This is a genomic window from Nocardia flavorosea NBRC 108225 (genome assembly GCF_001613385.1).
In the GTDB taxonomy this organism is placed as follows: domain Bacteria; phylum Actinomycetota; class Actinomycetes; order Mycobacteriales; family Mycobacteriaceae; genus Nocardia; species Nocardia flavorosea.
On the sequence record NZ_BDCG01000017.1, the window covers coordinates 166,423 to 187,476 of the forward strand.

Here is a 21,054-nt window from a genome sequence, read left to right on the forward strand (position 1 = left end):
TCCACTCGAACACATGGAATCCCGCGGCCTTCCACGTGGCGTAGGGCTGCTCAGATCCGGGTGGCGCACTGTACGAGCAGATCCGCTGCGCCGGCCGGTGGCGTCGCGCGGCGCCAGATCACCCGGAACTGCCGATCGAGGACCACCGCGTCCGCGAGCTCCACCCGACGCAGCGCACCGGTCGCGAGTTCGGGCACGGCAACCAGCGAACTGAGCACCGCCGGGGCCATTCCGGTCCGGGCGGCCGCGACGATCGCGACCGCGGAGCCCAGTTCGGCGGCCGGCGGGGCGGGCGGCCCGTACCCACTCAGGATTTCCCAGACGGTGTCGCGGGTGCCGGAGCCCGGTTCGCGCCACAGCAGCGGTGTCGCAACCAGCTCACGCAACGAGACCGGCGTGGTCCGGGTCGCCCACGGATGGCCCGGTCCCACCACCAGCAACAACTCGTCGGCGCCGAGCGCCCGCCCGCCGAGGTCCGGCGGCGGATGGGGACCTTCTACGAAGCCGAGGTCGGCGTCGCCCGCGCGCACCATGGCTTCCACATGGGTGGTGTTGTCCACCTCCAGCGATACCGCGATATCCGGCCGGATGCCGCGCAACGCCGCCAGCCACTGCGGGACCCTGTGGTCGGCAATGGTTTTCGAGGCAGCGATACGCAGTCGTGGTGTGTCGGTGCTGTGCAGCGCGGCAACGGTGTCGTTGAACGATCGGGCCGCATCCAGCACGGTCCGCGCGGCGGCGACCACCGTGCGGCCGGAGTCGGTCGGGGAGGAGCCGGTGGGGCCGCGGTCGAGCAACTGTACGCGCATGCGTCGTTCGAGCGCACTGATCCGCATACTCGCCGCCGGCTGACTCATGCCGTGCCGGCGTGCGGCCGCGCCCAGACTGCCCGTATCCGCGACCGAGACCAGCAGGTCCAGCACGGCGAGGTCGGGGGTTCCGGGTGGCAGGGTCACGGGGTCGATTATGGGCTGTCGGCGAATGTGCCCGACCGGCACCCATCAGCTTCGCTTATGACCTCCTGCGGATTCACCGGCTACCGGGACCGGACCCGGTCGGACAAGGTCGGACAGGTGAACGAGGTGTATCGCAGAATTCCGGGCCTCGGCCTCGCCGCCGGCCTCGCGACCCTGGCCACGCTGCTGGGCACGCTCGTGCCGGTCGCGGGCGCGCCGGTGCTCGCCCTGGCCGCCGGTGCCGTGGTCGGTATGCGCACCGAAGCCCAGGTGGCGGATTCGGGCCGGTTCGGCCCGGGGCTGACCTGGGCGCGGCAGCATCTGCTGGGCGCGGCGATCGTGTTACTCGGGCTCGGACTCCCGGTGGGGGCGGTATTCACGGTCGGCCGCGAAACCGCCGTGGTCCTGCTCGGGACCCTGTGCGTGGGTGCGGTGACAGCGCTGATCGTCGGCCGATTGCTGACGCTGCATCGCGAATCGGTGATCCTGATCGCCGCCGGGACCACGATCTGCGGCGCGTCCGCCATCGCGGCCACCACGGCAGTGCTGAAACCGGACCGCGAACGCGTCGCCTACGCGCTCGGGACGATCTTCGTCTTCAATATCGTCGCGGTCCTCGCCTATCCCCCGCTGGGCCGGGCCCTCGGAATGTCGGAGCAGGCATTCGGCCTGTGGGCCGGGACCGCGATCAACGACACCTCGTCCGTACTCGCGGCCGGTATCGCTTTCGGGCCGGCGGCCGCGAGTTTCGCGGTGGTCGTGAAACTGGTGCGCAGCCTGATGATCGTCCCGCTGTGCGTCGGCCTGCATTTCACCGGCCACCGCGCCGGTACCGTCGATCTCGCCCGGACTCCCCTGTGGCGCACCATCCCCCTGTTCGTCGTACTGTTCCTCGCCGCGTCGGTCGTCGCCGGAACCGGGGTCCTGCCGTCGTCCTGGACCGCGCATCTCACCGATCTGAGTTCCTGGCTGGTCGCCGCCGTACTCGCCGCGATCGGCACATCGCTCACCTGGCGGCGGATCCGGGCGGCCGGTTCGCGACCATTGTTGTTCGGCGGCATCCTCGCGGTGGTCCTCGCCCTCTCGGCGCTCGCCCTGCAATGGTCCACCGGCTGGCGCTGAGCGCCCCGAACGCCGCCCCCCCGCCTCCCCGGACAGCGGCCGCAGTGGGACGAAACCGCTCAGACTCTTGCGACCTGCAGAAACGCGTCGGCGGTGGCTGTCCGTTCAGCGATCATCAGGTTGTGGCGGTGTCGATATCCCGCAGCCGGCCCGCGCTCCGTGATTCGGCGAGCAACGCCGGGTCTCCGGTGGCGGTGCAGACGATGGGAACTGGGGAATCACCACAGCGCCGCCTCGTCGCGCTGCTCGAATTCGTCCTCGGAAACAGCGCCCCGGAACGGGCGGTGAGCCGCTCGGGCCGAAGACCCGCAATCGCGGCGCATGAGGCATCGCCGTAATCAGTACTCGGCTGCCGACAACGCGCTGCCCGTCCCGGTGGGCCGGGACGGGCAGCGTTGTCCGGGTTACGGGGTGGTCGGCCGGCACGCCGGATGCTCCGGCGGGCACGGGGACAGGATGGTCGAGAAGTACTGGAAGGCCGCGAAAACAGCGACCGGTCCACCGATCAGGAACGCACCGATGATCCCACCGGCGGCACCCAGTGTCGCGGCACCGGCGACACAGCCGCCGATGGTGGCGCCGACGAACGGGACCAGCAATAGGGCGATGGGGCTGGACACCAGCGCACCGGTCGCGGCGCCGAGCACACAGCCCAGGCCGCCGCCGATCACCGCGCCGACCGCGCCCGCGATCGCCGCGCTCATCGTCGCCCGCTGCGCGAACACACCCAGGGCCTGCATATCGCGGGGCGTGAACTGTTCGGCCACCTCCTGGGCCGCCTGCTCGGGCGTGACCACGGGCGCGCTGACCGGCGCGACCGGCACACCACCCGTACGCTGCGGAGTCAGTACCGCCGTGCCACCGTCGATCTTCGCGGCGATGGGGAAGGCGATATTGTCCTTGCGGTAGGTGAGCGGCACCGTGGTGAGCAGCGTGTCGTCGACGGCCCGCAGGATGAGCTGATCGCCCGCCACCTGCCATTTTCCGTTCGTCTCGACTACGGCACTGTCGCCGGAGTGCGTGATCTCGTAGGTGAGTTCCCGCGGTGCGGGCGCGGGTTGCGCGGAGACCGGAGCGGCGGTGGCACCGAGGGCCGCGACCGCGAGCGCCGCGGTGGCGACACTGGTTCGGAGTTTCATGGTTGTGTCCTCATCGGTTGATATCGAGGCGGCCGTCGGCGCGGGAATGCGCCACGGACGTTTTCGGGGCCGTCACCGGCCGGAGGTATCGACCAGATCACCGGAGAGCACCCAGCGGTCTCCCTGGAAACGCTGGATCTGCATGGCCTCCATCGGATAGCCGTCGCCTTCGCCGGTGTGCAGTGTGATACCGGGCAGCAGCAGATCGATCTCCACATCGTCGAGCGAGCGCATCGCATCGCGCAGGCCCTCACGGGTTTTGCAGGTCGCGGCGTCGAAGGCTTTGTGGAAGCTCTGCGCCATCGCCCAGCCGACGAGCGTGTATCCGTCGGACGGATCGGCGCCGGGGACGTACCGGGCGAGTTTGTCGCGGTAGAGCTGCATCCCGGGGTCGTCGGTCCACTGCGGATCGGCCGGATCCTTGACGAAGACCGAGGTGACGACGTTCTGCACATTCTCGAACCCGACCGGCTCGAGCACGCTCATGGTGCTGGAGACCTGGGTGAGAATATGCAGCGGATTCCATTCGGAATTACGCGCATCCGCCGCCAGTGTCTGCGCGGCGAATTTCGGGGTGGCGAAGTTCAACAGCACATCGGCTTTCGAATTCGCCAGATTGCGCAACTGGGGGTCGACCGTAGGATCGGTGACCTCGTAGCTCTGTTCGGCGATCACCCGTACCCTGCTGCCGGCGGTGGCCTCGGTGAAACTTGCCAGCAGGTCCTTGCCGAAATCGTCGTTCTGGTACAGGACCGCGACCGTGGCGTCCGGTTTCTGCTCGGTGACGTACCGGGCGAACACCTGCCCCTCGGCGTGGTAGCTGGGCTGCCAGCCGATGGTCCACGGATGCCCGTCGCCGACACCCCACTGCGTCGCCCCGCCGGCCACGAAGATCTGCGGCACCTCCCGCTGGTTCAGGTAGTCCCAGACCGCCGCCGAGGTGGGGGTGCCGAGCGTGGACAGCACGGCGAACACCTGATCCTGTTCCACCAGCCGCCGGGTCTCCTCCACAGTTTTCGGGGGCTGATAACCGTCGTCGCGCAGCAGGTACTCCACCTTGCGGCCGTCGATACCGCCCTGTTCGTTGTTCACGTATTCGAAGTAGGCCTGCATCCCCTTCGGGAGTTCGGCGTAGGCGGAGGCCGGGCCGGACAGCGGGAATACGCCGCCCAATTTCATCGTGCTGTCGGTGAGCCCCGTCGTCTGCTGGCCGTGGCAGTCGCCCGAGGCCGTATCGCCGGCGGCGTCGTCGCGACCCCCGCAGCCGGCGACGGCGACGACGACCGCGGTGGCGGCGAGCGCCGCCTGTATCGCTCTAGTGCGCATCGGTTCTTCCTTTCCGGGCCCGGTGTCCGAGCCAGTGCGCCGCCCGGCCGACGAGTCCGGCCAATCCATTCGGCGCGAGGTACATGACCGCGATGATGAGGAGCCCGAACACGACCCCCGGTGCGGCTTGGTTGATGTCCTGGGCCACGGTCGGCACGTACATGACGAACAGGCCGCCCAGCACCGGGCCCCACTGTCCGCCGAGTCCGCCGACGACCAGTCCGGCCAGCAGGGTTATGGAGAAGGTGAGCGTGAAGGAGTCCGGGGACACGTACCCGATCACCCAGATGTAGACGCAACCGGCAGCCCCGGCGAACATCGCACCCCAGGCGAAGGCCAGAGTCTTGTAGAAGGCCGGCCGCACGCCGGTGACCTCGGCGGCGATCTCGTTGTCCCGCACCGCGTGCAGCGCCCGCCCCACCCGCGACCGCAGCAGCCCGGCGACCAGTAGATAGCTCACCGCGGTGACCGCGAGCACGAGGAAATACAGCCACTGGTCCTCGGCCAACCCGGTCCAGGCCGGTGGTTCCGGTTTGTCCAGAGTCAGGCCCATGGAGCCGCCGGTCACCGTTTCGAAGCGTTTCAGCAGGGGCACCAGGAAGATCGCAATGGCCAGGGTGACCAGTGCGAGATAGAGCCCGCGTAGCCGCAAGGCCGGGATTCCCAGGCCGATTCCGAGTACGAACGCGACCGCCGCCGCGACCGGCAGGGTCACCGGGTAGGGCGTGTCCCAGCGGTCCATCATGATCGCCGTGGTGTAGGCACCCACCGCGAAGAACGCCCCGTGTCCGAGAGATATCTGCCCGGTATGTCCCACCAGCAGATTCAGTCCGAGCAGGGCGACGGCGTAGATCATCGCCAACGACAGCTGGAAGGTGTGGAAGGGCGCCAGTTCGAACGGCGCCCAGCAGGCGACCAGTAGTAGTACTGCCACCGCGGCCCATGACCGGTCGATCCGCCGGAATCGGGCCCGGGGCCGGGTCGTTTCGGCCACGGGAGGGTGTTCTTCCGGTGCCATCGTGGTGTCCGGGATTCCCATATCGCTCATGCCCTTTCCACCGCCGGCGTGCCGAACAGGCCCTGCGGCCGGATCAGCAGCACGCCGAGGATGATCACCAGTGGCACACCGATCTTCAGTTCGGTGCCGATGACGTCGAGATACGCGCCGGCCAGGGTTTCCGCGACCCCGACGATCAGCCCCCCGGCCACCGCACCACCGGGACTGTCGAAACCACCCAGGGTGGCCGCCGCGAAGGCGTAGATGAGTACGCCGCCCATCATGTTGGGTTCGAGGAACAGCAGGGGCGCCGACAGGACGCCGGAGACGGCGCCCACGGCGGCGGCCAGCCCCCAGCCGAGCGCGAGCACGGTGCCGACACCGATACCCATCAGCCGCGCCGACTGCGGGTTGGCCGCCACCGCGCGCATCGCCAACCCGGTCCGGGTGTAACGGAACAGCACGTACAGCAGCGCCATCACCACCGCGACCACGGCGAGAATGCCCAGGTTGCCGTATCCGGCGGTGACCCCACCGGCCCGCAACGCGCCTTCCGGGAAGGGGTTCGGGAAACTTTTCAACCGATACGACCAGATCCAGCCCGCGGCCGCGTTGACGAAGAAGAACAACCCGACGGTGACGATGACCAGCGTGAGTTCCGGTGCACCCTCGACCGGCCGGATCACGATCCGCTCGATCAGCATGCCGCCGGCGAAGGAGATCGCGAGGGTCACCGGGAGTGCCAGCCAGAACGGTGTACCGCTCTGCACCAGCTGCCAGGCCAGGAACGCCGAGAACATGGCCAGCTCGCCCTGGGCGAAGTTGACGATCCCGGTGAACCGGTAGATGAGAACGAGAGCGAGAGCCATACCGGCGTACAGGGCCCCGGCGCTGAGGCCCTCGATGATCTGCTGCGCGAATCCGGACACGATCACACCCGGTATCCGAGGTAGGACCGGGCGACCTGTTCGTCGGCGGCGATATCGGCCGCGGCACCGGACAGGACGATCCGCCCGCTTTCCAGCACATGTGCGCGGTGCGCGGTGCGCAGCGCCAGCTGAGCATTCTGCTCGACGACGATCACGGTGGTGTGTTCCTCCGAGTTGATGGTGTGCACGATGCGGAAGAGTTCCCGGGTGACCATCGGCGCGAGCCCCAGCGATGGTTCGTCCAGGAGCAGCAGCCGCGGGCGGGACATGAGCGCCCGGCCCAGTGCCAGCATCTGCTGCTGACCACCGGAGAGCCGGCCCGCTTTTTCGTGCAGTTTGTCGCGTAGGACCGGGAAGTAGTCGTAGACGCGGCGCAGGTCGGTATCGAGTCCACCTCGGGTGCGTCGATGTCCAGTGCTGCCGTCTCCGCGGCTGTCTCCGCCTCCGCGGCGGCATCTGTTACTGCCGCCCCCGCGGCGAAATCGGGCACCGCCGCGGGAGTAGGCGCCCAGGCGGAGGTTTTCCTCGACGGTGAGCGGGGCGAAGGTACCGCGTCCCTCCGGAACGTGCGCGACCCCCGCCCGGGCGATCTTCTCGGGTGCGCGCCCGCCGATTTCGGCTCCCGCCAGGGTGACCGATCCGCGCACCCGGACCAGACCGCTCAGTGCCCGCAGCAAGGTGGTCTTACCGGCGCCGTTGGGACCGAGGACAGCGCAGATCTCGCCGGTGGTCACGGAGAAATCGATCCCGTGCAGCACCTCGCCGGCGCCATATCCCGCCGTGAGTCCGGTGACGGCGAGCAGGGGTTCACTGCTCATCACACGTCCTTTCGAAAGGCTCATCGGCCCATGGCCTTCCACGACCCGGCCCGTAGCTCGGGCGTTCATGCCGCCGTACCCAGATAGGCCTCGATCACAGCGGGGTCGCGCTGCACCTCATCGGGCGTCCCATCGGCGATGACCCGGCCGAACTCGAGACAGACCACGCGATCGCAGAGGCCCATGACGAAGCCCATATGGTGTTCGACCACCACAACGGTCAGGTCGAAATCCACTCGCAGGCCGGCGAGCAGTTCGGCGAATGCGCCGACCTCCCCGTGGCTGAGCCCGTTGACCGGTTCGTCGAGCAGCAGCAGGCGCGGTCCGGCGGCCAGCGCCCGGGCCAGTTCGATCCGTTTCAACGTGCCGAACGGCAGACCGGCGGCCGGGTGGTCGGCGATATCGACCAGGTCGAGGCGTTCGAGTAAGCCGTCGACTTGGGTGCGCAGCCGGCGTTCCTCGGCGCGCACCGGCGGCAGGAACAGGCTTGCCGCGACAAATCCGGCGCGCGCCCGGTGGTGCGCGCCGACGAGTACGTTGTCCCGGACGGACATGCGGGTGAACAGGCCGAGGTTCTGGAAGGTCCGCGCGATTCCGAGCCGGGCCAGGAGATCGGGCCGTACCGCGAGCAGATCGGTTCCGAGGTAGCGCAGCGCGCCGGCGGTCGGGACACAGCGCCTGGTCAGGCAGTTGAACAGCGTGGTCTTCCCCGCCCCGTTGGGGCCGATGAGACCGGTCATTTCGCCGGGCGCCACGGCGAATCCGACATCGTCGAGGGCCGTGATGCCGCCGAATCGAACGGTCAGGCCGGATATCTCGAGCATGAATCCTCCGGGTCGCGTGGTCGCGGTCAGTCGCGGTCGAAATTCTGTGGGGCAGCACACAGTCCGTCGCGTCGGCTATGGGTCAGGCCAGCGTAAGAGCGGCATGAATGAAACACATCAGCCCATGCGTCCCAATTATTGCCGCCACATTTGTCCCCGGAGTACAAGCGAGCAGGTCATAATTTGATACATACTCGGTCGAATGTTGACATTGCCCATCAGGGCGTGGACCATCCGACTATGTCTGCTGGATCACACCCACCGGCCGCGTCGCTTCCCGGACCGGTGCAGCTCGCGCGCACCCGGGTCGCCGGCATCGTCTACGATCGCGCGGAGGAGATCGCCGAGCAGGGCAGCACCGCCATCCTCACCCAGATCCCCGGCTACGCCGGCCGCGACAGCGAATTCCGCGCCGACGTCCACGACCAAGTGGCGCGGCTGTGCCGCACCGGACTGGGCGCACTGCTGGACCATCGACGGGTCACCGCGACCGACCTCGCCCATACCCGCCGGGCGGCGGTGCGGCGCGCCCGGTCCGGACTACCCCTGGCCGATTACATCACCGCGTTCCGGCTCGGCCAGCAGACCTTCTGGAAGCACCTGATCGCACACGCCGGCGATTCCCCCGCCGCCCGGGAGGCAACACTGTCACTGGTACTTCCGCTCACCCGGTACTGCGATCTGATCAGCACCGAAGCCACACAGGCCTATCTGGATTTCCAGCAGCATCACCCGGGCGAAGCCGGGCGCGACGAGCACGATCTGGTCGAAGCGCTGCTCGGCGGCACGCTCCCCGAACGTGGACCGCTCCCGGCGGCCGCGGCCGCCCACGGTATCGGCCCCGCCCCCGGGGAACGCTTCGTCGTTATCGCGGCGACCGTCCTCGACAGCAGCGAACGCAGTACGCATTCCGCGACCGAAGCGCCGCAGATCGTTTCGTCGGCGCTGGCACGCACCGGAGTCAACGGGCACCGCACCCTGGCCGTCGCCCGTGATACCGAGATCGTCGCCGTCGCGGGGCTCGGCCGCGCTGCGGCCGGCGAACTGTGCACCCGGCTGCGACGTACCCGCGACACCCTCTTCGCGGAGGGCATCACCACCGGGTTCGGGATCAGCACAGTCGTCACCGGTGTCGAACAGCTTCCCCGCGGCCGACAGGAAGCGGTCTCCGCACTGGACCTGCTGCCCGACAGCGGTGGTGTCCTGGCGCTGCCCGAACTCACCCCGTTCCGCTATCTCGTCCTCAGCTCCGACGAGACCGCGCGCGGCCTCGTCGACCCGCGAATCGCCCGCGCCCTCGCCGACGACCAGGCCAAGGGCGGGGTGCTCGCCGACACCATCCGGGCTTTCATCGCTGCCGATACGAATCTGCGTGAGGCGGCCGACGCCCTGCGCATCCACCACAACACCGCCAAATACCGGCTACGCCGAATCCAGCAATTGACCGGTCGCAATATCCGCACGGTCACCGATCTCGTCGAGCTCCTGGTCGCGATCGAACTCCGGCAGGCACCGGCGCCGGTGCCACGCGAACGCTGAGCTGTCCCCGCGTATCCCGCGGCGACCCGCAGCGCGCCCGGGGTCCCGCACAGCCGCCCCGCGCGTGGGTATCATTTCCGGCCGTACGCGAAACGTGTACCGGCCGAGCCTTTTCAAGCAGGTGGTTGCGGCCGTTCCGGACTGCGCCCGGAGTCCCGGCGCACAACCGCAGGGGGTACCAGGTGACAGGGCAGTCCCGGCCGGCGTCCACACAACGTCGCGGCAGCACCGTCACACCGACGGATTCCACCGGTTCCCGGATCCCGCTCTACTCTCGCGAATTCGCGACCGACCCGCACGGGTTCTACCAGTGGATGCGCCGGCGGTACGGCGCGGTGGCCCCGGTCGACCTCGCACCCGGGGTGCCCGCCACCCTCGTGGTGGACGACCGGACGGCGCGGCGAATCCTCGACGACGCCGACCATTTCCCGTCCGACCCCCGCGGTTGGCAGCAGAAAGCACCGGCCGGACTGCCGATCGTGCCGATGATGCAATGGCGGCCCAATCCGCTGCGCACGCACGGCCCGGACCACGACCGCTACCGTGCCGCCACGGTGGACGCATTGGCCGGCGTGGACCCGAATTCGCTGCGTACCACCGTTTCGCGTATCGCACTGGACCTGATCAACCGGTTCTGCTCGGAAGGCGCCGCCGATCTGCTCGACCGGTATGTGGTGCCGCTGGTGTTCCGGACGATGGACGATGTCCTCGGCTGCCCGACCGAACTCGGCGACCGGCTGCGTCTCGCGCTGACCGAGATGATCGACGGCGCCGCGGACGATGGTGCCGAGCCGCGGATCCAGGGGTTGCTCGCCGAGCTGATCGCCGGTAAACGTACCGACCCCGGCGACGATGTCACCAGCCGCCTGATCCGGCACCCGGCGAATCTGTCGGACGAGGAGCTCGTTCACCAACTGCTGGGCCTGTATTGGACCGGGCTCGAACCGCCACGCAATCTGATCGCCAATACGCTACTGCTGACCCTCACCGACCCCCGGTTCACCAGCGATCACACCGGGTTCGCACCACCCGCGCGCGACGCACTCGACGAGGTGCTGGCCAACGATCCACCGCTGGCCAATCACAGCATCAGCTATCCCCCGCTTCCCGTGATGGTCGACGATGTCCTACTACCCGCGGACCAGCCGGTACTCATCGGCGCGGCCGCCTGCCACGGCGACCCGGACCGGTCGGCTGCGCCTGTACCCCATGATGACCGGGACCTCGCCTGGGGCCGCGGAGCGCACGCGTGCCCGGCCCATGCCCGCACGATATCCCGGCTGCTCGCCGAGGAGGCGATAGAGCAGTTGCTCGACGCGCTACCCGATCTGACTCTCGCGTTCGACCCGGATCGGACGATCTGGCGGCCGGGCCCGTTCCATCGCGCGCTCATCGCGCTCCCGGTGCGGTTCCCGCCCGCGCCGGGCATGCCGCTGGGTTGATCACCCGGAGCGGGCGCTACGCGTCCCCGCGATAGGACACCGCCCTGACGCCGAGCACCCGGCCGGCGATTATCCCGGGTGTAGGTGCTCACCGAACCAGCCATGGAGGCTACCGATGCTCTCTCCGGCCGTCGTCCCGTCCAACCCCGTTCAGGGCCTGATCATGGAACTGAGCCGGCTGTTGTGCACGTTGTCGTCGGGTGGAGGCTGCATGGTCATCATGTAGGCGGGAGGCGTCGGGCGCCTGTTCATCTCCGATCCCGGCCTCGTCCAGCGCTGGCGCCACGGCGTGGTGTAGGCTGACGCAGTCGCCCTTCGGCAACTTCTCCGCATCCCGGTTTTTACCTGTAACCGCTAGTTACAGATACTGCTGGGTCAGCGCTCGCCTATCCACCTCATTCCTGCGCCTCCCGGCGCTACCATGCGCAGATGGGGCAACCCGCCACACCAGGCGCGGACACCCTCGGGCGGTTGCACGGCGATCAGCTCGCGGAAACCCCGCGTCGATTCACCGCGGCGTGGCAGGACTCACCCGCACGACCCGATCTCACGCAGTACCTGCCCAGGCCTACCGCCCTCCGGCGCGTGGCACTCATCGAAGTGGTCAAAATCGACCTCGTCCAGCGCCGGCGGTGCACAGGTCAGGACAGACGCCTCGCCGACCATCGAGTCCTCATCATCGATGACCTGGATCCCGGTGCGCACGAGACCTTCCAGCGGGTCGCGCCGTTCACCTATGGTCTCGCGTTTCTGGCCGGTTTCGTCGTCACCACCGTGCTCACCGCACCTCTGGGTTCGGTGCTGCGCGGCCTCCGCCGCGGCGGGAGCGGCCGGGACAGTCGCAGCTACGACAACACCACGCCGGCCCGCGCCCGCCGCGATACCCTGCTGTTGAGCAGTCGTACGGTGCCGGCCCGGTTTCCCGCTCTGGGCGATCACGGGAGTTGCCGTCCCGATCACGATGCAGGCGTCCGGTAGCACACTGGGTGTGGCGGCGTCCGCGCATTTCTCCGGGAACCGGATCGTCTGTGGCGCGATGGCCATGGCGTATCCGTATTTCCCGGTCGGCAGTTATGCGGTGCGGTCGCTGTATCCGGCGTTCCTGCCGCTGGGTGGTGCGTTCGGCAGCGATGTGGAACAGTTGCGCGCACTGGATCGGCGCAGTACGTATTTCCTGCTGCTCGCCGCGGCGGTCCCGCTACTCGGTGCGGCCGGCGTGACCTTCCTGCCGGCCGCCGATATCACCGAGGTCCGGCCCGCTTTGCGGGTGCTGTTGCTGGGTAGCGCACTCGCCTTCGCGGGGGCGTATCTGCTGTTCCGGACGCTCGAACGCGATATCGCCGCACTCGAACGTGTGGTCGCCCACGGAATCACCCCACACGCCGCGGATTCGGCGAGTACGGTATAGCCACCGCATTGCTGCGGGGTGAATCGAAGCGGTGGAAAGGCGGGGCACAGGATATGCATGATCCGGGATCGCCGGGTATCGGATTCGTTCCATCGCAGGCCGATAGGTCCGCACCGGTATCGGGTGCCGGTCAGCTGCCCAGGTATCTACGCGGTGGTTATCGCGATGCCACACCGTTGCTGACGGGCGCCCCGCGGCCGTCGTCGGGACCGCGGCACAGCGCGGAACCGGCACCGCAGCGCCGTACGCTCGCCGCCCGTTACCGCAGCGCGGACCCGATCGATCTGGACGGCGCCACGGTATATCCCATGTACAGCGAGCAGTTGCCCACTCCGGCATCAGCATTGACCATGACCCTGCTCTCGGCGACACCGCCGGCCGGATTGGCCGCCGTCGGTATCGGCCTGTCGGTGATCGATGGATATATCGACCTCGACGACCGGCACCTGGCCGGAGTCGATATCTGGCGCGACGCACTCGAACGCGGCATAACCTTCGATCTGGCCGCGGACTCGCCGGACGCCCTGTTCGCGCTCACGCCGGTCTGGTCGGATGCCGCGGGAGAACCGCAATCGTGGTCCGGCAATTACGGAATCGTCGTCGAGCGCACGGAAATGGGCCGGACCGTTTTGTGGTGCAGTATGGGCGAAGGTCCACCCCATTTCGCCGATCTGGTGATCGAGGTGCGCAGCACTCCACTGGACCCGCACCCGCACCTGTTCATGTCCGGGGCCATCCCCGCCATTTCCACGGCCACGCCCCCGGAGGGCCGGCGTAACCGGCACCACTGGGTGGAACCCGACGATCCCGCCCCCGACGACGCCCTCGAACTCGACCCGTGGGCAGCGCATTACGAACCCGCCGCAGACGACTCCCCCGCGATACCGGCCGTCGACGACCCCCTGGCGCGGACGACCACAGCCGGCCCGCTGACCACTCCGATTGACGACTCCGCACCGGAACCGGTCACAGACGAGGCCACAACGGCATCCACCACACACAAGTCGGTACCGGCGGCTGCCGCACCCGAGTCGGTGCCGGTACCTGCCGCTCACGAATCTCTTGCGGCACCTGCCGCTCACGGGCCCGCCCCGGTGCCCATCAGAGCCGACAATCTGTCCGCACCCACCGTGTCGCCGCCGATCACCGGCACCTTCACCACCGCATCCACCAAGGACTCCGTGTCGGCCCGCACGACGGCCGACCCTGCGACGTCACCCACCATGAGCGAATCCGCCACGCCCCCCGAACCCGCACCGCCGCCCACCGAGGTCGACGCGCTGCCCACCCCCACCGTGTCGGTGCCGACCGCATATACCTTCACCACTTCCCCCACGATTCCGGCGCCCACCGCAGCCGCCCCTGTGCCGACCGCCGCCGTATCGCCGCCGGTCACGTACACCTTCACCAGTGCACCCGCCGGCTACGACTCTCGGCCGACACTCACGACAGCCAGTCCCGCGCCGTCACCCACCATGACCGGAACGGTCCCGGTGCCGGCCACGTCCGAGCCCGCGTCGGCGCCCACCGCAGCCGGCGCTCTCCCGCCTGCATCCGCCGTATGCAGCTTCCCCGTGGACCACGATCCCCTGCCGATACCCGCCGCTCACGATGCGCTGCCGGCGTCTACGACCCATAGATCTGCGACCGCGGAAGGCGTAGCTGACAACGCGCCACCGGCCGTCGCTTCCGCCGATCACTTGGCCGAATCCGTCGTGAACGATATTGCGATGGCAGCCGACGCACCTGGTTCCGTGCCGGAATCCATCGAGGACGACGCCGAAATACAGGGTTACCTTTGCAGTTTCGCCGATATTCGGCTGTCCGTCCCGGCGTACGAGGAGGGATCGGCAGATACTCCAGACCTGGAGGCGACCGCGCCGCACCGCGCTCTGATCGATGATCTCACCGGATACGATGACCCACTCGCCGGAACGGGCGGGGGACACCATTCCCCGGCTGACGTGGGCGAAGAATCATATTCGGACACCGGTCGGCACGGCTGGGCCGAGAACCCCGAACTGACAGGTCTCGTCCCGGTCATCCGCGATGCCGGTTTCACCGACTACGGCCCCGAGCCGCCCCGGCCGGCAGCCACCGCTGCCACCGCCACGACCTCCCTGTACCGCACACCGCTGTTCGCCGGTGGCGAAGCGGTCACGGAATTCGCAATGCGCGAGGACCACGCGCTCGTCGACACCCTCGCCGACGATTCGCTCGCTCCGGTAACGCCGCCTTCGGTATCGCCCACCGATATGCCGACCGCAGAAGTAACCCCGCCCCCGGACGATGACATCGACCCCGCTCGGCTTCATTCGCTCGGCGCCATCGCCCACGCCCAGGGCGACGACGACCGCGCCCATCTGCTGTGGACCCGCGCCGCGCGGGCCGGGAGCCTGGGCGCAATATACGATCTCGGCGCGCTGTCGCTGCGCCGGGACGATCCCGGCGCCGCGGAGCGCTGGTGGCGGACCGCGGCCGGCCGGCGAATGATCCCGGCGATGGCCGAACTGGCGGTACTCCTGGAACAACGCGGCGCCCTGGCCGAGGCTCGGATGTGGCGCACCCAGGCCGTGGCCGAAGAGGTCATTGCCACCGCGAACCGGCAGCGATGAGTCTCTAACGACTCTTCCGACCGGCGGTCGCGACGTTTTGGCGAATAAGAGTCAGCGCGCCCCGGCGGTCGATAATGGCAGAACCGGACTTCTTGCCGCGCAGCAGGTGTCCAGCCCTCGCGGTGACCGCGGCCTGGGCACCGACGACATCGGTGGGCGGACCGGTCGCTGCAGCAGGCTATCCTGGCCCGACGCTCGCGCGTCCGGACGCTCATCTGGTGGCGGCTGCCACCGCGGCGGGCAATTCTCAGCGGCTCGCGCGCAGTATGCGGTTTGCCCGCACCGCCCGGGGCAGTTCGCTCGCGAAGCTCGTGGATCCGTCGAGGTAGCCGGTGATGAGATCAGGGCCGGAATGGTCTTCGAGGTCGGTGAAGCCGAAGGCGCGCAGCTGTGCGGCGATATCGACGGGTGTGAAGTAGCTGCACACGGGTTCGCCTGCCGCGGCCAGCCGCTCGGCACGTGCCTGCTGGTGCGCACGACCCTCGTCACTGTCCGCAGGCTGCAGATAATCGAAAACCACCTCCACCCGCTGGGCCTGACCAGCGATGTATTCGAGGGTGGTATGGGCGGCGCTCGGGGTCAGGTAGAACACGACGCCCAGCCAGACGAATACGGCCGGGTCTGTCCGTTTGAATCCGCCGGATTCCAGCCCTGCTGCCAGGGCTTGGGTTTCGAAGTCGACCGGGACGAAGGTCAACGTTTCCGGACGGCCGATTCCGGCCGCCGCGAGGCGTTCGCGCTTCCACGCCTGGGTGGCGGGGTGGTCGACTTCGAAGACACGCAACTCTGGGAGCGGATTGCGATAGGCGAACGTGTCCAGGCCTGCGCCGAGGATCACGACCTGCCGCACACCGGCGGCGATGGCCGCGGCCACGGCGTCCTCGGCGAAGCGGGCGCGGGCGGCGAAGAACAGGCGGCGCGACCGATCCCTGACAGCGAGATCGAGGTAGTCGGTTGTGGGCGTGCCCAATTCGGTCAATTCGGCTGCGGTGACGCCGAGCAGACGTGCCGCCACGGGGTCGGCGAAGATCAGCGGCCGGTCAGCGATCTGGTGATAGGCGCGGGCATACGCGGTAATGAGCGCTGTCCGGCTGGGACCGTCGTTATCCATATCCAGAAACCTAGCCACGAATGTGGCGCATGCTCTATGAACTCACTCACGCCCACTCCGCAAAGGAGCACGCGAGCGCAGTGATTCTTTCCGGCGCCCCGGGTCGACGGCGCGATACTGCGGATAGTGCGCCGTCCGATCCCGTTGTACCGGCCGGTGCCCGCGGTGATTCCGGCGAATGGTGGACGTGGGCTTCTCGGGAGTCGGTGGTTCGCTCGCCGCCTCACTCCGGCGCTCGCATTCGGACCGGGCGGTGACCCGGGCCTGCGCGGCGGCCGGTATCGCGACCGGCCTACCGGTGGGATTGGTTCCCTCCGCCGCATGGCTCACCCTGTACCGCCTGTTGCACGAGACCGCCGCGCCGGCACACGACCGTCCGGCGCCCCGGCGAGGCCGCTGACCCGGACACGGCGACGGGGACGAACCCTGCGGGATTCGTCCCCGTCGCCATGGGCGAGTAGTCCCTTCTACACCGCCGTGAAGTCGCGACTCGCGATATATGCCGGGCGGCGCGCCGGTGCCGCGAACGGCTCCTCCAGGGTGTTCTCCACACTGTTGAACACGAGGAAGATATTCGACCGCGGGAACGGCGTGATGTTGTTCGCCGACGCGTGCATGATATTCGAATCGAACAGCAGCGCCGACCCGGCCGGACCGGTGAACTGCTCGATTCCGTACTTATGGGCCAATTCGGTGATATCGGCCTGGCTCGGTACCCCGATCTCCTGCTCACGCAGTGATTCGCGGTAGTGATCCGCCGGTGTTTCGCCCTGGCAGGGAACGAAAGTGCGGTGCGATCCGGGCATCACCATCAGGCTGCCGTTGTACGGGTAGTTGTCCGTCAACGCGATGGACAGACTCACCGCCCGTGGCGTGGGCATTCCGTCTTCGGCGTGCCAGGTCTCGAAATCGGAATGCCAGTAGAAGCCGGTACCGAACCCGGGAAGATAATTGACCCGGCTCTGGTGGATGTACACATCCGAACCCAGAACCTGTCGGGCCAGGTCCACCACCCGGGATTCACGCACCAGCTCCTTCACCGCCGGGCTCAGCGTGTGCACATCGAATACCGAGCGCACCCGCTGCGACGTCTTTTCCACGATGAGCCGGTCGTCACCCTGCAAATCCGGATCATTTGCCAGCCGATCGATCTCGGTGGCGAATTCGGCCACCTCTTCGGGGCTGAGCAAACGATCCAGAATTGCGTAACCGTCGGTATCGAACGCAGCCAGCTCCGCGTTGCCGATCCGGCCCCACACCGTCGCGTCGTGTCGCTCCTGAAGCGCCAGCCGCTCGGCGGTTCTGGTCGGATAGCGATCGATCCGATTGTCAACCAACGTCGTTCGTCCTTCCTCTCAGTCGGCCGGAACGGCGATCAACGGATAAACGCCGTTCTCGTCGTGCACCTCCTGCCCCGTGACAGGAGGATTGAACACGCACAGCATCCGCATCCGTGTCCGTGTCCGCACCTCGTGCTTCTCGTGCCCGTCGAGCAGGTACATGGTGCCCGGGGCGAGATCGTAGGTGCGGTCGTTGGTCAGATCGGTGAGGGTGCCTTCGCCCTCGACCAACCAGACCGCTTCCACATGGTTCTGATAGTGGAAGACGTGGGTGGTGCCGGCCTCGATGGTGGTCTCGTGGAACGAGAACCCCACACCATCACCGCCCAGCACGATCCGTTTGCTACGCCAACCCTCCGCACCGACATCGCGGTGGGTGCCGGTGATCTCGTCGGTGGTGCGCACGATCATCGATGTAATTCCTTTCAGCTGCACACGGTTTCGACGGCATCGCCCAGGATGCGCAAACCGTGGTCCAGTTCGTCGTCGGCGATGGTCAGCGGCGGCAGCAGTTTCACAACTTCATCCGATGCCCCGGAGGTCTCGGCCAGCAGGCCGCGTTCGAACGCGACCTGGCAGACTTTCCCGGCCTGCGAGGCGTCGTCGAAGACCAGGCCGTGCACCAAACCGCGGCCCCGAGTCGAGATTCCCGGTGCGGCCACGGCGATATCGTTCAACGCCGCGGCCACCCGCTTACCCTTGGTGCCGGTGGACTTCTCCAATACATCATCGGACCAATAATGCTCGAGCGCCACCTGCGCGGTCACGAAGGATGGATTGTTACCCCGGAAGGTGCCGTTGTGTTCGCCCGGTGACCACACATCGTGCTCCGGCTTGAACAGCACCAGCGCCATCGGCAGACCGTAACCGCCGATCGACTTGGACAGGGTCACGATATCGGGGGTGATCCCGGCCGCTTCGAAGGAGAAGAACGGGCCGGTGCGGCCGCAGCCCATCTGTACATCGTCGACGATGAGCAGGATGCCACGGGCGGAGCACAGCGAGGCCAGATGCCGCAGCCATTCGGCGCGGGCCAGGTTCACCCCGCCCTCACCCTGCACGGTTTCCACGATCACGGCGGCCGGGCGGTCCAGACCCGAGGAGGAATCGTCGAGCACCCGCTCCATCCACTGGAAGTCCGCGGTGGTGCCGTCGAAGTAACCGTCGTAGGGCATGGGGGTCGCGTGGTGCAGCGGCACACCGGCGCCGGCTCGCTTCATCGCGTTACCGGTCACCGACAGGGCGCCCAGGGTCATGCCGTGGAACGCGTTGGTGAAGCTGAGAATGGACTGGCGACCGGTCACCTTACGAGCCAGCTTCAGCGCGGCCTCTACCGCGTTGGCGCCGGTCGGGCCGGGGAACTGCACCTTGTAGTCCAGGCCGCGCGGCGCCAGCAGGGTATCGCGGACGGTTTCCAGCAACTTGCGCTTGGCCACGGTCGACATGTCCAGGCCGTGGGTGACACCGTCACCGGTCAGGTAATCGATCAGCGCGGTCTTGAGCACGGGGTTGTTGTGGCCGTAGTTCAGCGCGCCCGCGCCGGCGAAGAAATCGAGGAAATCCCGGCCGTTCTCGTCGCGCAGCCAGGCACCCTGGGCGGTTTCGAACACCGCGGGCCAGGAGCGGCAGTAGCCGCGAACGTTGGATTCCAGGTCGTCGAAGATCGTCGTTTCAGGGGTAATCATCAGTGATCCCTTTCGTTTTTACGGGCGATCGGGGAGATGGTGTAGAGGTCCTCGGCGGCGTGACTGTCCGGGAACACATCCGGTTCGAACAGAACGCTGCGCACCATTTCGGCCCCGCGGCGGCGGGCCAGCGAGGCGAACATGGCGATCGAGGCGGGATTATCGGGGGACACGGTGGTCTCCAGCGCGTTTACGGCACCGCCGGCCGGATGGTCCGGCGCGGTGACGGTGGCGACCAACCAGTCCAGCATGGCGACCCCGGTTCCGCGGCCACGCTGGTCGGCGTCCACAGCGACCTGCCAGACGAACAGGGTGCCGGGCGCATCGGGTCTCAGGTAGCCGGTGACGAAGCCGACAACACGGCCGTCGCTCTCGGCAACCACCGAGGAAGCGGCGAAATCTCGGCACCACAAAAGATAGGAATAGCTCGAATTGACGTCCAGGACCTGCGACTCGTCGGCGATCTGCCACAATCGCGCGGCGTCCGTGATCCGCGGTGAGCGCAAGCTCACGCCGGTACTGGCGGGCTCCGCATCGGTCGCGGCGGACGCGGTGGTCGAGCCGGTGCCGGTCGGACCGGCGGTCTGCGTGCCGGTCGAGCCGGCAATCTGCGTGGACTCAGTGTGTAAAGACATACAACTCCGATGTCTGCTTGCAGTACTTTCCCAGGCTTACGAATCAACTTTGAGGTAGCCCGGTCGAGTTCTTTACGATTGTGTTACAGGCTGATGACGCCCCTCTCGATCGATGGCAGGAAGCCGGATGACGAATCGGGCGCCCCCTCCGGGGCGTTCCATGCATTCGACCCGGCCACGGTGAGTGGCCACGGTCTCGGCGACGAGCGCCAGACCGATTCCGGTACCACGGGTGCTGGACCGGCGGCTGTTACGGGAAGTCGCAAAACGTTCGAATATCCGGTCGCGATCGGCGACCGCGACCCCGGGACCGGCGTCGTCGATTTCGATGACGGCCTCCGCGCCGTCGCGGCGCACGGTCACCGCCACCACGCCCCCGCCGTGCCGGTCGGCATTCTTCAGCACATTCAGCAGGGCGCGCTCCAGTTCCAGTTTACGGCCCAGCACCGTGACGGGCTCGGCGACTGTGAGCAGTTCGGCAGGCCGGTAGCTGTCGCGCAGCGTGTGTACCAGCAGATCTCCCACTGAAACGGGATCCACATCACCGTGATGCATCCCCGCCTCCACCCGAGCCAGGGCGAGGAGGTCGTCGAGTAGCCGGCGCAAATGTTCCACCTCGGCGCTCACCAGATCCAGGGCCTGCCGGGACCGCGGCGGAAGCTCCGCACGCGAGCGTTCCAGCACTCCTACCGCGGTGGTCAGAGTGGTCATCGGGGTACGCAGTTCATGGCTCACATCCCCGAAGAGCCGGTGTTCGCGATCGATCCGGCGTTGCAGCGAATCGACCATCCGATTGAAGGATGCGACCGTACTGGCGAGATCCTGGTCGTTGCTGTCCGGCAGGCGGGTGCCCAGTTCGCCGGAGGCGATGAGAGCCGCCGCCTCGGCGACGTCGCGTAGCGGTTTGAGCATGCGCCGGCTCACCCCGACCCCGACCGCGGCGCCGACCAGCGCCGCGGCGACGGCGCATCCCACCAGCAATGCCGGACGGTGATGCAGCCGCTCGCTGAAGGTACGGCTCTCATCGCTGACCACAGCGAACACTGACAAGACCAGGACCAGCGCCATCAGGCCGGAGGACGCCGCGAACGCGGTCGTCACCCGGCTGCGCAGGCTCCAGTGCCCCGGATCGCGTTCGACCCGGGCCGTATCCGTTGTGCCGACCATC

Annotated in this window: 20 protein-coding genes; 7 read left to right on the forward strand and 13 right to left on the reverse strand. The window is 67.8% G+C overall.

All coding sequences use genetic code 11. The features are described 5' to 3' along the window. Nucleotides 1-50 precede the first annotated feature (50 nt). The gene (locus NFL01S_RS23015; RefSeq protein ID WP_062978371.1) at nt 51-956 is read right to left on the reverse strand and encodes a LysR family transcriptional regulator; all 906 of its coding nucleotides are present in this window, start codon (nt 954-956) and stop codon (nt 51-53) included. Nucleotides 957-1,013: 57 nt separating this feature from the next. On the opposite strand from NFL01S_RS23015, the gene NFL01S_RS23020 reads away from it, so the two are divergent. Next, nucleotides 1,014-2,078, forward strand: coding sequence for a YeiH family protein (locus tag NFL01S_RS23020; RefSeq protein WP_157116830.1), 1,065 nt, complete (start codon nt 1,014-1,016; stop codon nt 2,076-2,078). Nucleotides 2,079-2,482: 404 nt separating this feature from the next. On the opposite strand, the gene NFL01S_RS23030 is transcribed toward NFL01S_RS23020, so the two are convergent. The 6 genes from NFL01S_RS23030 to NFL01S_RS23055 form a co-directional block, all read right to left on the reverse strand. Then, nucleotides 2,483-3,217, reverse strand: a complete 735-nt coding sequence (locus NFL01S_RS23030; RefSeq protein ID WP_062978373.1) for a DUF8020 domain-containing protein — start codon at nt 3,215-3,217, stop codon at nt 2,483-2,485. A gap of 72 nt (nt 3,218-3,289) precedes the next feature. Beyond that, a complete protein-coding gene (locus tag NFL01S_RS23035; protein ID WP_062978374.1) occupies nt 3,290-4,543 on the reverse strand; it encodes an ABC transporter substrate-binding protein in 1,254 nt (417 codons plus the stop codon). Beyond that, nucleotides 4,533-5,591: a branched-chain amino acid ABC transporter permease gene (locus tag NFL01S_RS23040; RefSeq protein ID WP_245670839.1), complete on the reverse strand. Its 1,059-nt coding sequence runs from the start codon at nt 5,589-5,591 to the stop codon at nt 4,533-4,535. The genes NFL01S_RS23035 and NFL01S_RS23040 overlap by 11 nt, the downstream gene beginning before the upstream one ends. Continuing rightward, nucleotides 5,588-6,475, reverse strand: a complete 888-nt coding sequence (locus NFL01S_RS23045; protein WP_245670840.1) for a branched-chain amino acid ABC transporter permease — start codon at nt 6,473-6,475, stop codon at nt 5,588-5,590. The genes NFL01S_RS23040 and NFL01S_RS23045 overlap by 4 nt, the downstream gene beginning before the upstream one ends. Beyond that, on the reverse strand, nt 6,472-7,287 hold the full coding sequence (locus tag NFL01S_RS23050; RefSeq protein ID WP_062978375.1) for an ABC transporter ATP-binding protein: 816 nt from the start codon (nt 7,285-7,287) through the stop codon (nt 6,472-6,474). The genes NFL01S_RS23045 and NFL01S_RS23050 overlap by 4 nt, the downstream gene beginning before the upstream one ends. A gap of 65 nt (nt 7,288-7,352) precedes the next feature. Then, nucleotides 7,353-8,111: an ABC transporter ATP-binding protein gene (locus NFL01S_RS23055; RefSeq protein ID WP_062978376.1), complete on the reverse strand. Its 759-nt coding sequence runs from the start codon at nt 8,109-8,111 to the stop codon at nt 7,353-7,355. A 240-nt stretch (nt 8,112-8,351) separates the two neighbouring features. Here NFL01S_RS23055 and NFL01S_RS23060 point away from each other — a divergent pair, with 240 nt between their 5' ends. The 5 genes from NFL01S_RS23060 (at nt 8,352) to NFL01S_RS23080 (ending at nt 15,115) form a co-directional block, all read left to right on the forward strand. Beyond that, nucleotides 8,352-9,650: a PucR family transcriptional regulator gene (locus NFL01S_RS23060; protein WP_062978525.1), complete on the forward strand. Its 1,299-nt coding sequence runs from the start codon at nt 8,352-8,354 to the stop codon at nt 9,648-9,650. Between the two features lie 182 nt (nt 9,651-9,832). Next, a complete protein-coding gene (locus tag NFL01S_RS23065) occupies nt 9,833-11,092 on the forward strand; it encodes a cytochrome P450 family protein (protein WP_062978377.1) in 1,260 nt (419 codons plus the stop codon). Between the two features lie 429 nt (nt 11,093-11,521). Then, nucleotides 11,522-12,070 carry a hypothetical protein gene (locus NFL01S_RS23070; RefSeq protein ID WP_062978378.1) on the forward strand — a complete coding sequence of 183 codons (549 nt, stop codon included), beginning with the start codon at nt 11,522-11,524 and terminating at the stop codon, nt 12,068-12,070. Between the two features lie 10 nt (nt 12,071-12,080). Continuing rightward, on the forward strand, nt 12,081-12,500 hold the full coding sequence (locus tag NFL01S_RS23075; protein WP_157116831.1) for a hypothetical protein: 420 nt from the start codon (nt 12,081-12,083) through the stop codon (nt 12,498-12,500). A gap of 53 nt (nt 12,501-12,553) precedes the next feature. Continuing rightward, nucleotides 12,554-15,115, forward strand: coding sequence for an SEL1-like repeat protein (locus NFL01S_RS23080; RefSeq protein ID WP_062978380.1), 2,562 nt, complete (start codon nt 12,554-12,556; stop codon nt 15,113-15,115). Nucleotides 15,116-15,362: 247 nt separating this feature from the next. Here the strand turns inward: NFL01S_RS23080 and NFL01S_RS23085 are convergent, their stop codons facing one another. Beyond that, a complete protein-coding gene (locus NFL01S_RS23085; protein WP_062978381.1) occupies nt 15,363-16,226 on the reverse strand; it encodes a class I SAM-dependent methyltransferase in 864 nt (287 codons plus the stop codon). A 178-nt stretch (nt 16,227-16,404) separates the two neighbouring features. On the opposite strand from NFL01S_RS23085, the gene NFL01S_RS23090 reads away from it, so the two are divergent. Beyond that, entirely contained in the window at nt 16,405-16,626 is a 222-nt protein-coding gene (locus tag NFL01S_RS23090) for a hypothetical protein (RefSeq protein WP_062978382.1), read from the forward strand. Between the two features lie 67 nt (nt 16,627-16,693). Here the strand turns inward: NFL01S_RS23090 and thpD are convergent, their stop codons facing one another. From thpD to NFL01S_RS23115, 5 genes are all read right to left on the reverse strand, one after another. Then, a complete protein-coding gene (gene thpD, locus NFL01S_RS23095; protein WP_062978383.1) occupies nt 16,694-17,563 on the reverse strand; it encodes an ectoine hydroxylase in 870 nt (289 codons plus the stop codon). Between the two features lie 18 nt (nt 17,564-17,581). Further along, nucleotides 17,582-17,977 carry an ectoine synthase gene (locus NFL01S_RS23100; RefSeq protein WP_062978384.1) on the reverse strand — a complete coding sequence of 132 codons (396 nt, stop codon included), beginning with the start codon at nt 17,975-17,977 and terminating at the stop codon, nt 17,582-17,584. A gap of 14 nt (nt 17,978-17,991) precedes the next feature. Next, nucleotides 17,992-19,251 (reverse strand): diaminobutyrate--2-oxoglutarate transaminase, encoded by a 1,260-nt coding sequence (gene ectB / locus NFL01S_RS23105; RefSeq protein ID WP_062978385.1) that lies wholly within the window; start codon nt 19,249-19,251, stop codon nt 17,992-17,994. Continuing rightward, a complete protein-coding gene (gene ectA / locus NFL01S_RS23110; RefSeq protein WP_084493171.1) occupies nt 19,251-19,886 on the reverse strand; it encodes a diaminobutyrate acetyltransferase in 636 nt (211 codons plus the stop codon). The genes ectB and ectA overlap by 1 nt, the downstream gene beginning before the upstream one ends. 72 nt (nt 19,887-19,958) lie before the next feature. After that, entirely contained in the window at nt 19,959-21,053 is a 1,095-nt protein-coding gene (locus NFL01S_RS23115) for a sensor histidine kinase (RefSeq protein WP_062978386.1), read from the reverse strand. Nucleotide 21,054: the final 1 nt, after the last annotated feature.

Coding starts and splice junctions, on each gene's coding strand:
- NFL01S_RS23060 (WP_062978525.1), top strand. CDS start 8,352: ATGTCTGCTGGATCACACCCACCGGCCGCGTCGCTTCCCGGACCGGTG.
- NFL01S_RS23040 (WP_245670839.1), bottom strand. CDS start 5,591: ATGAGCGATATGGGAATCCCGGACACCACGATGGCACCGGAAGAACAC.
- NFL01S_RS23035 (WP_062978374.1), bottom strand. CDS start 4,543: ATGCGCACTAGAGCGATACAGGCGGCGCTCGCCGCCACCGCGGTCGTC.
- NFL01S_RS23085 (WP_062978381.1), bottom strand. CDS start 16,226: ATGGATAACGACGGTCCCAGCCGGACAGCGCTCATTACCGCGTATGCC.
- NFL01S_RS23115 (WP_062978386.1), bottom strand. CDS start 21,053: ATGGTCGGCACAACGGATACGGCCCGGGTCGAACGCGATCCGGGGCAC.
- NFL01S_RS23100 (WP_062978384.1), bottom strand. CDS start 17,977: ATGATCGTGCGCACCACCGACGAGATCACCGGCACCCACCGCGATGTC.
- ectA (WP_084493171.1), bottom strand. CDS start 19,886: ATGTCTTTACACACTGAGTCCACGCAGATTGCCGGCTCGACCGGCACG.
- NFL01S_RS23055 (WP_062978376.1), bottom strand. CDS start 8,111: ATGCTCGAGATATCCGGCCTGACCGTTCGATTCGGCGGCATCACGGCC.
- NFL01S_RS23070 (WP_062978378.1), top strand. CDS start 11,522: ATGGGGCAACCCGCCACACCAGGCGCGGACACCCTCGGGCGGTTGCAC.
- NFL01S_RS23020 (WP_157116830.1), top strand. CDS start 1,014: ATGACCTCCTGCGGATTCACCGGCTACCGGGACCGGACCCGGTCGGAC.
- ectB (WP_062978385.1), bottom strand. CDS start 19,251: ATGATTACCCCTGAAACGACGATCTTCGACGACCTGGAATCCAACGTT.
- NFL01S_RS23030 (WP_062978373.1), bottom strand. CDS start 3,217: ATGAAACTCCGAACCAGTGTCGCCACCGCGGCGCTCGCGGTCGCGGCC.
- NFL01S_RS23080 (WP_062978380.1), top strand. CDS start 12,554: ATGCATGATCCGGGATCGCCGGGTATCGGATTCGTTCCATCGCAGGCC.
- NFL01S_RS23090 (WP_062978382.1), top strand. CDS start 16,405: ATGGTGGACGTGGGCTTCTCGGGAGTCGGTGGTTCGCTCGCCGCCTCA.
- NFL01S_RS23050 (WP_062978375.1), bottom strand. CDS start 7,287: ATGAGCAGTGAACCCCTGCTCGCCGTCACCGGACTCACGGCGGGATAT.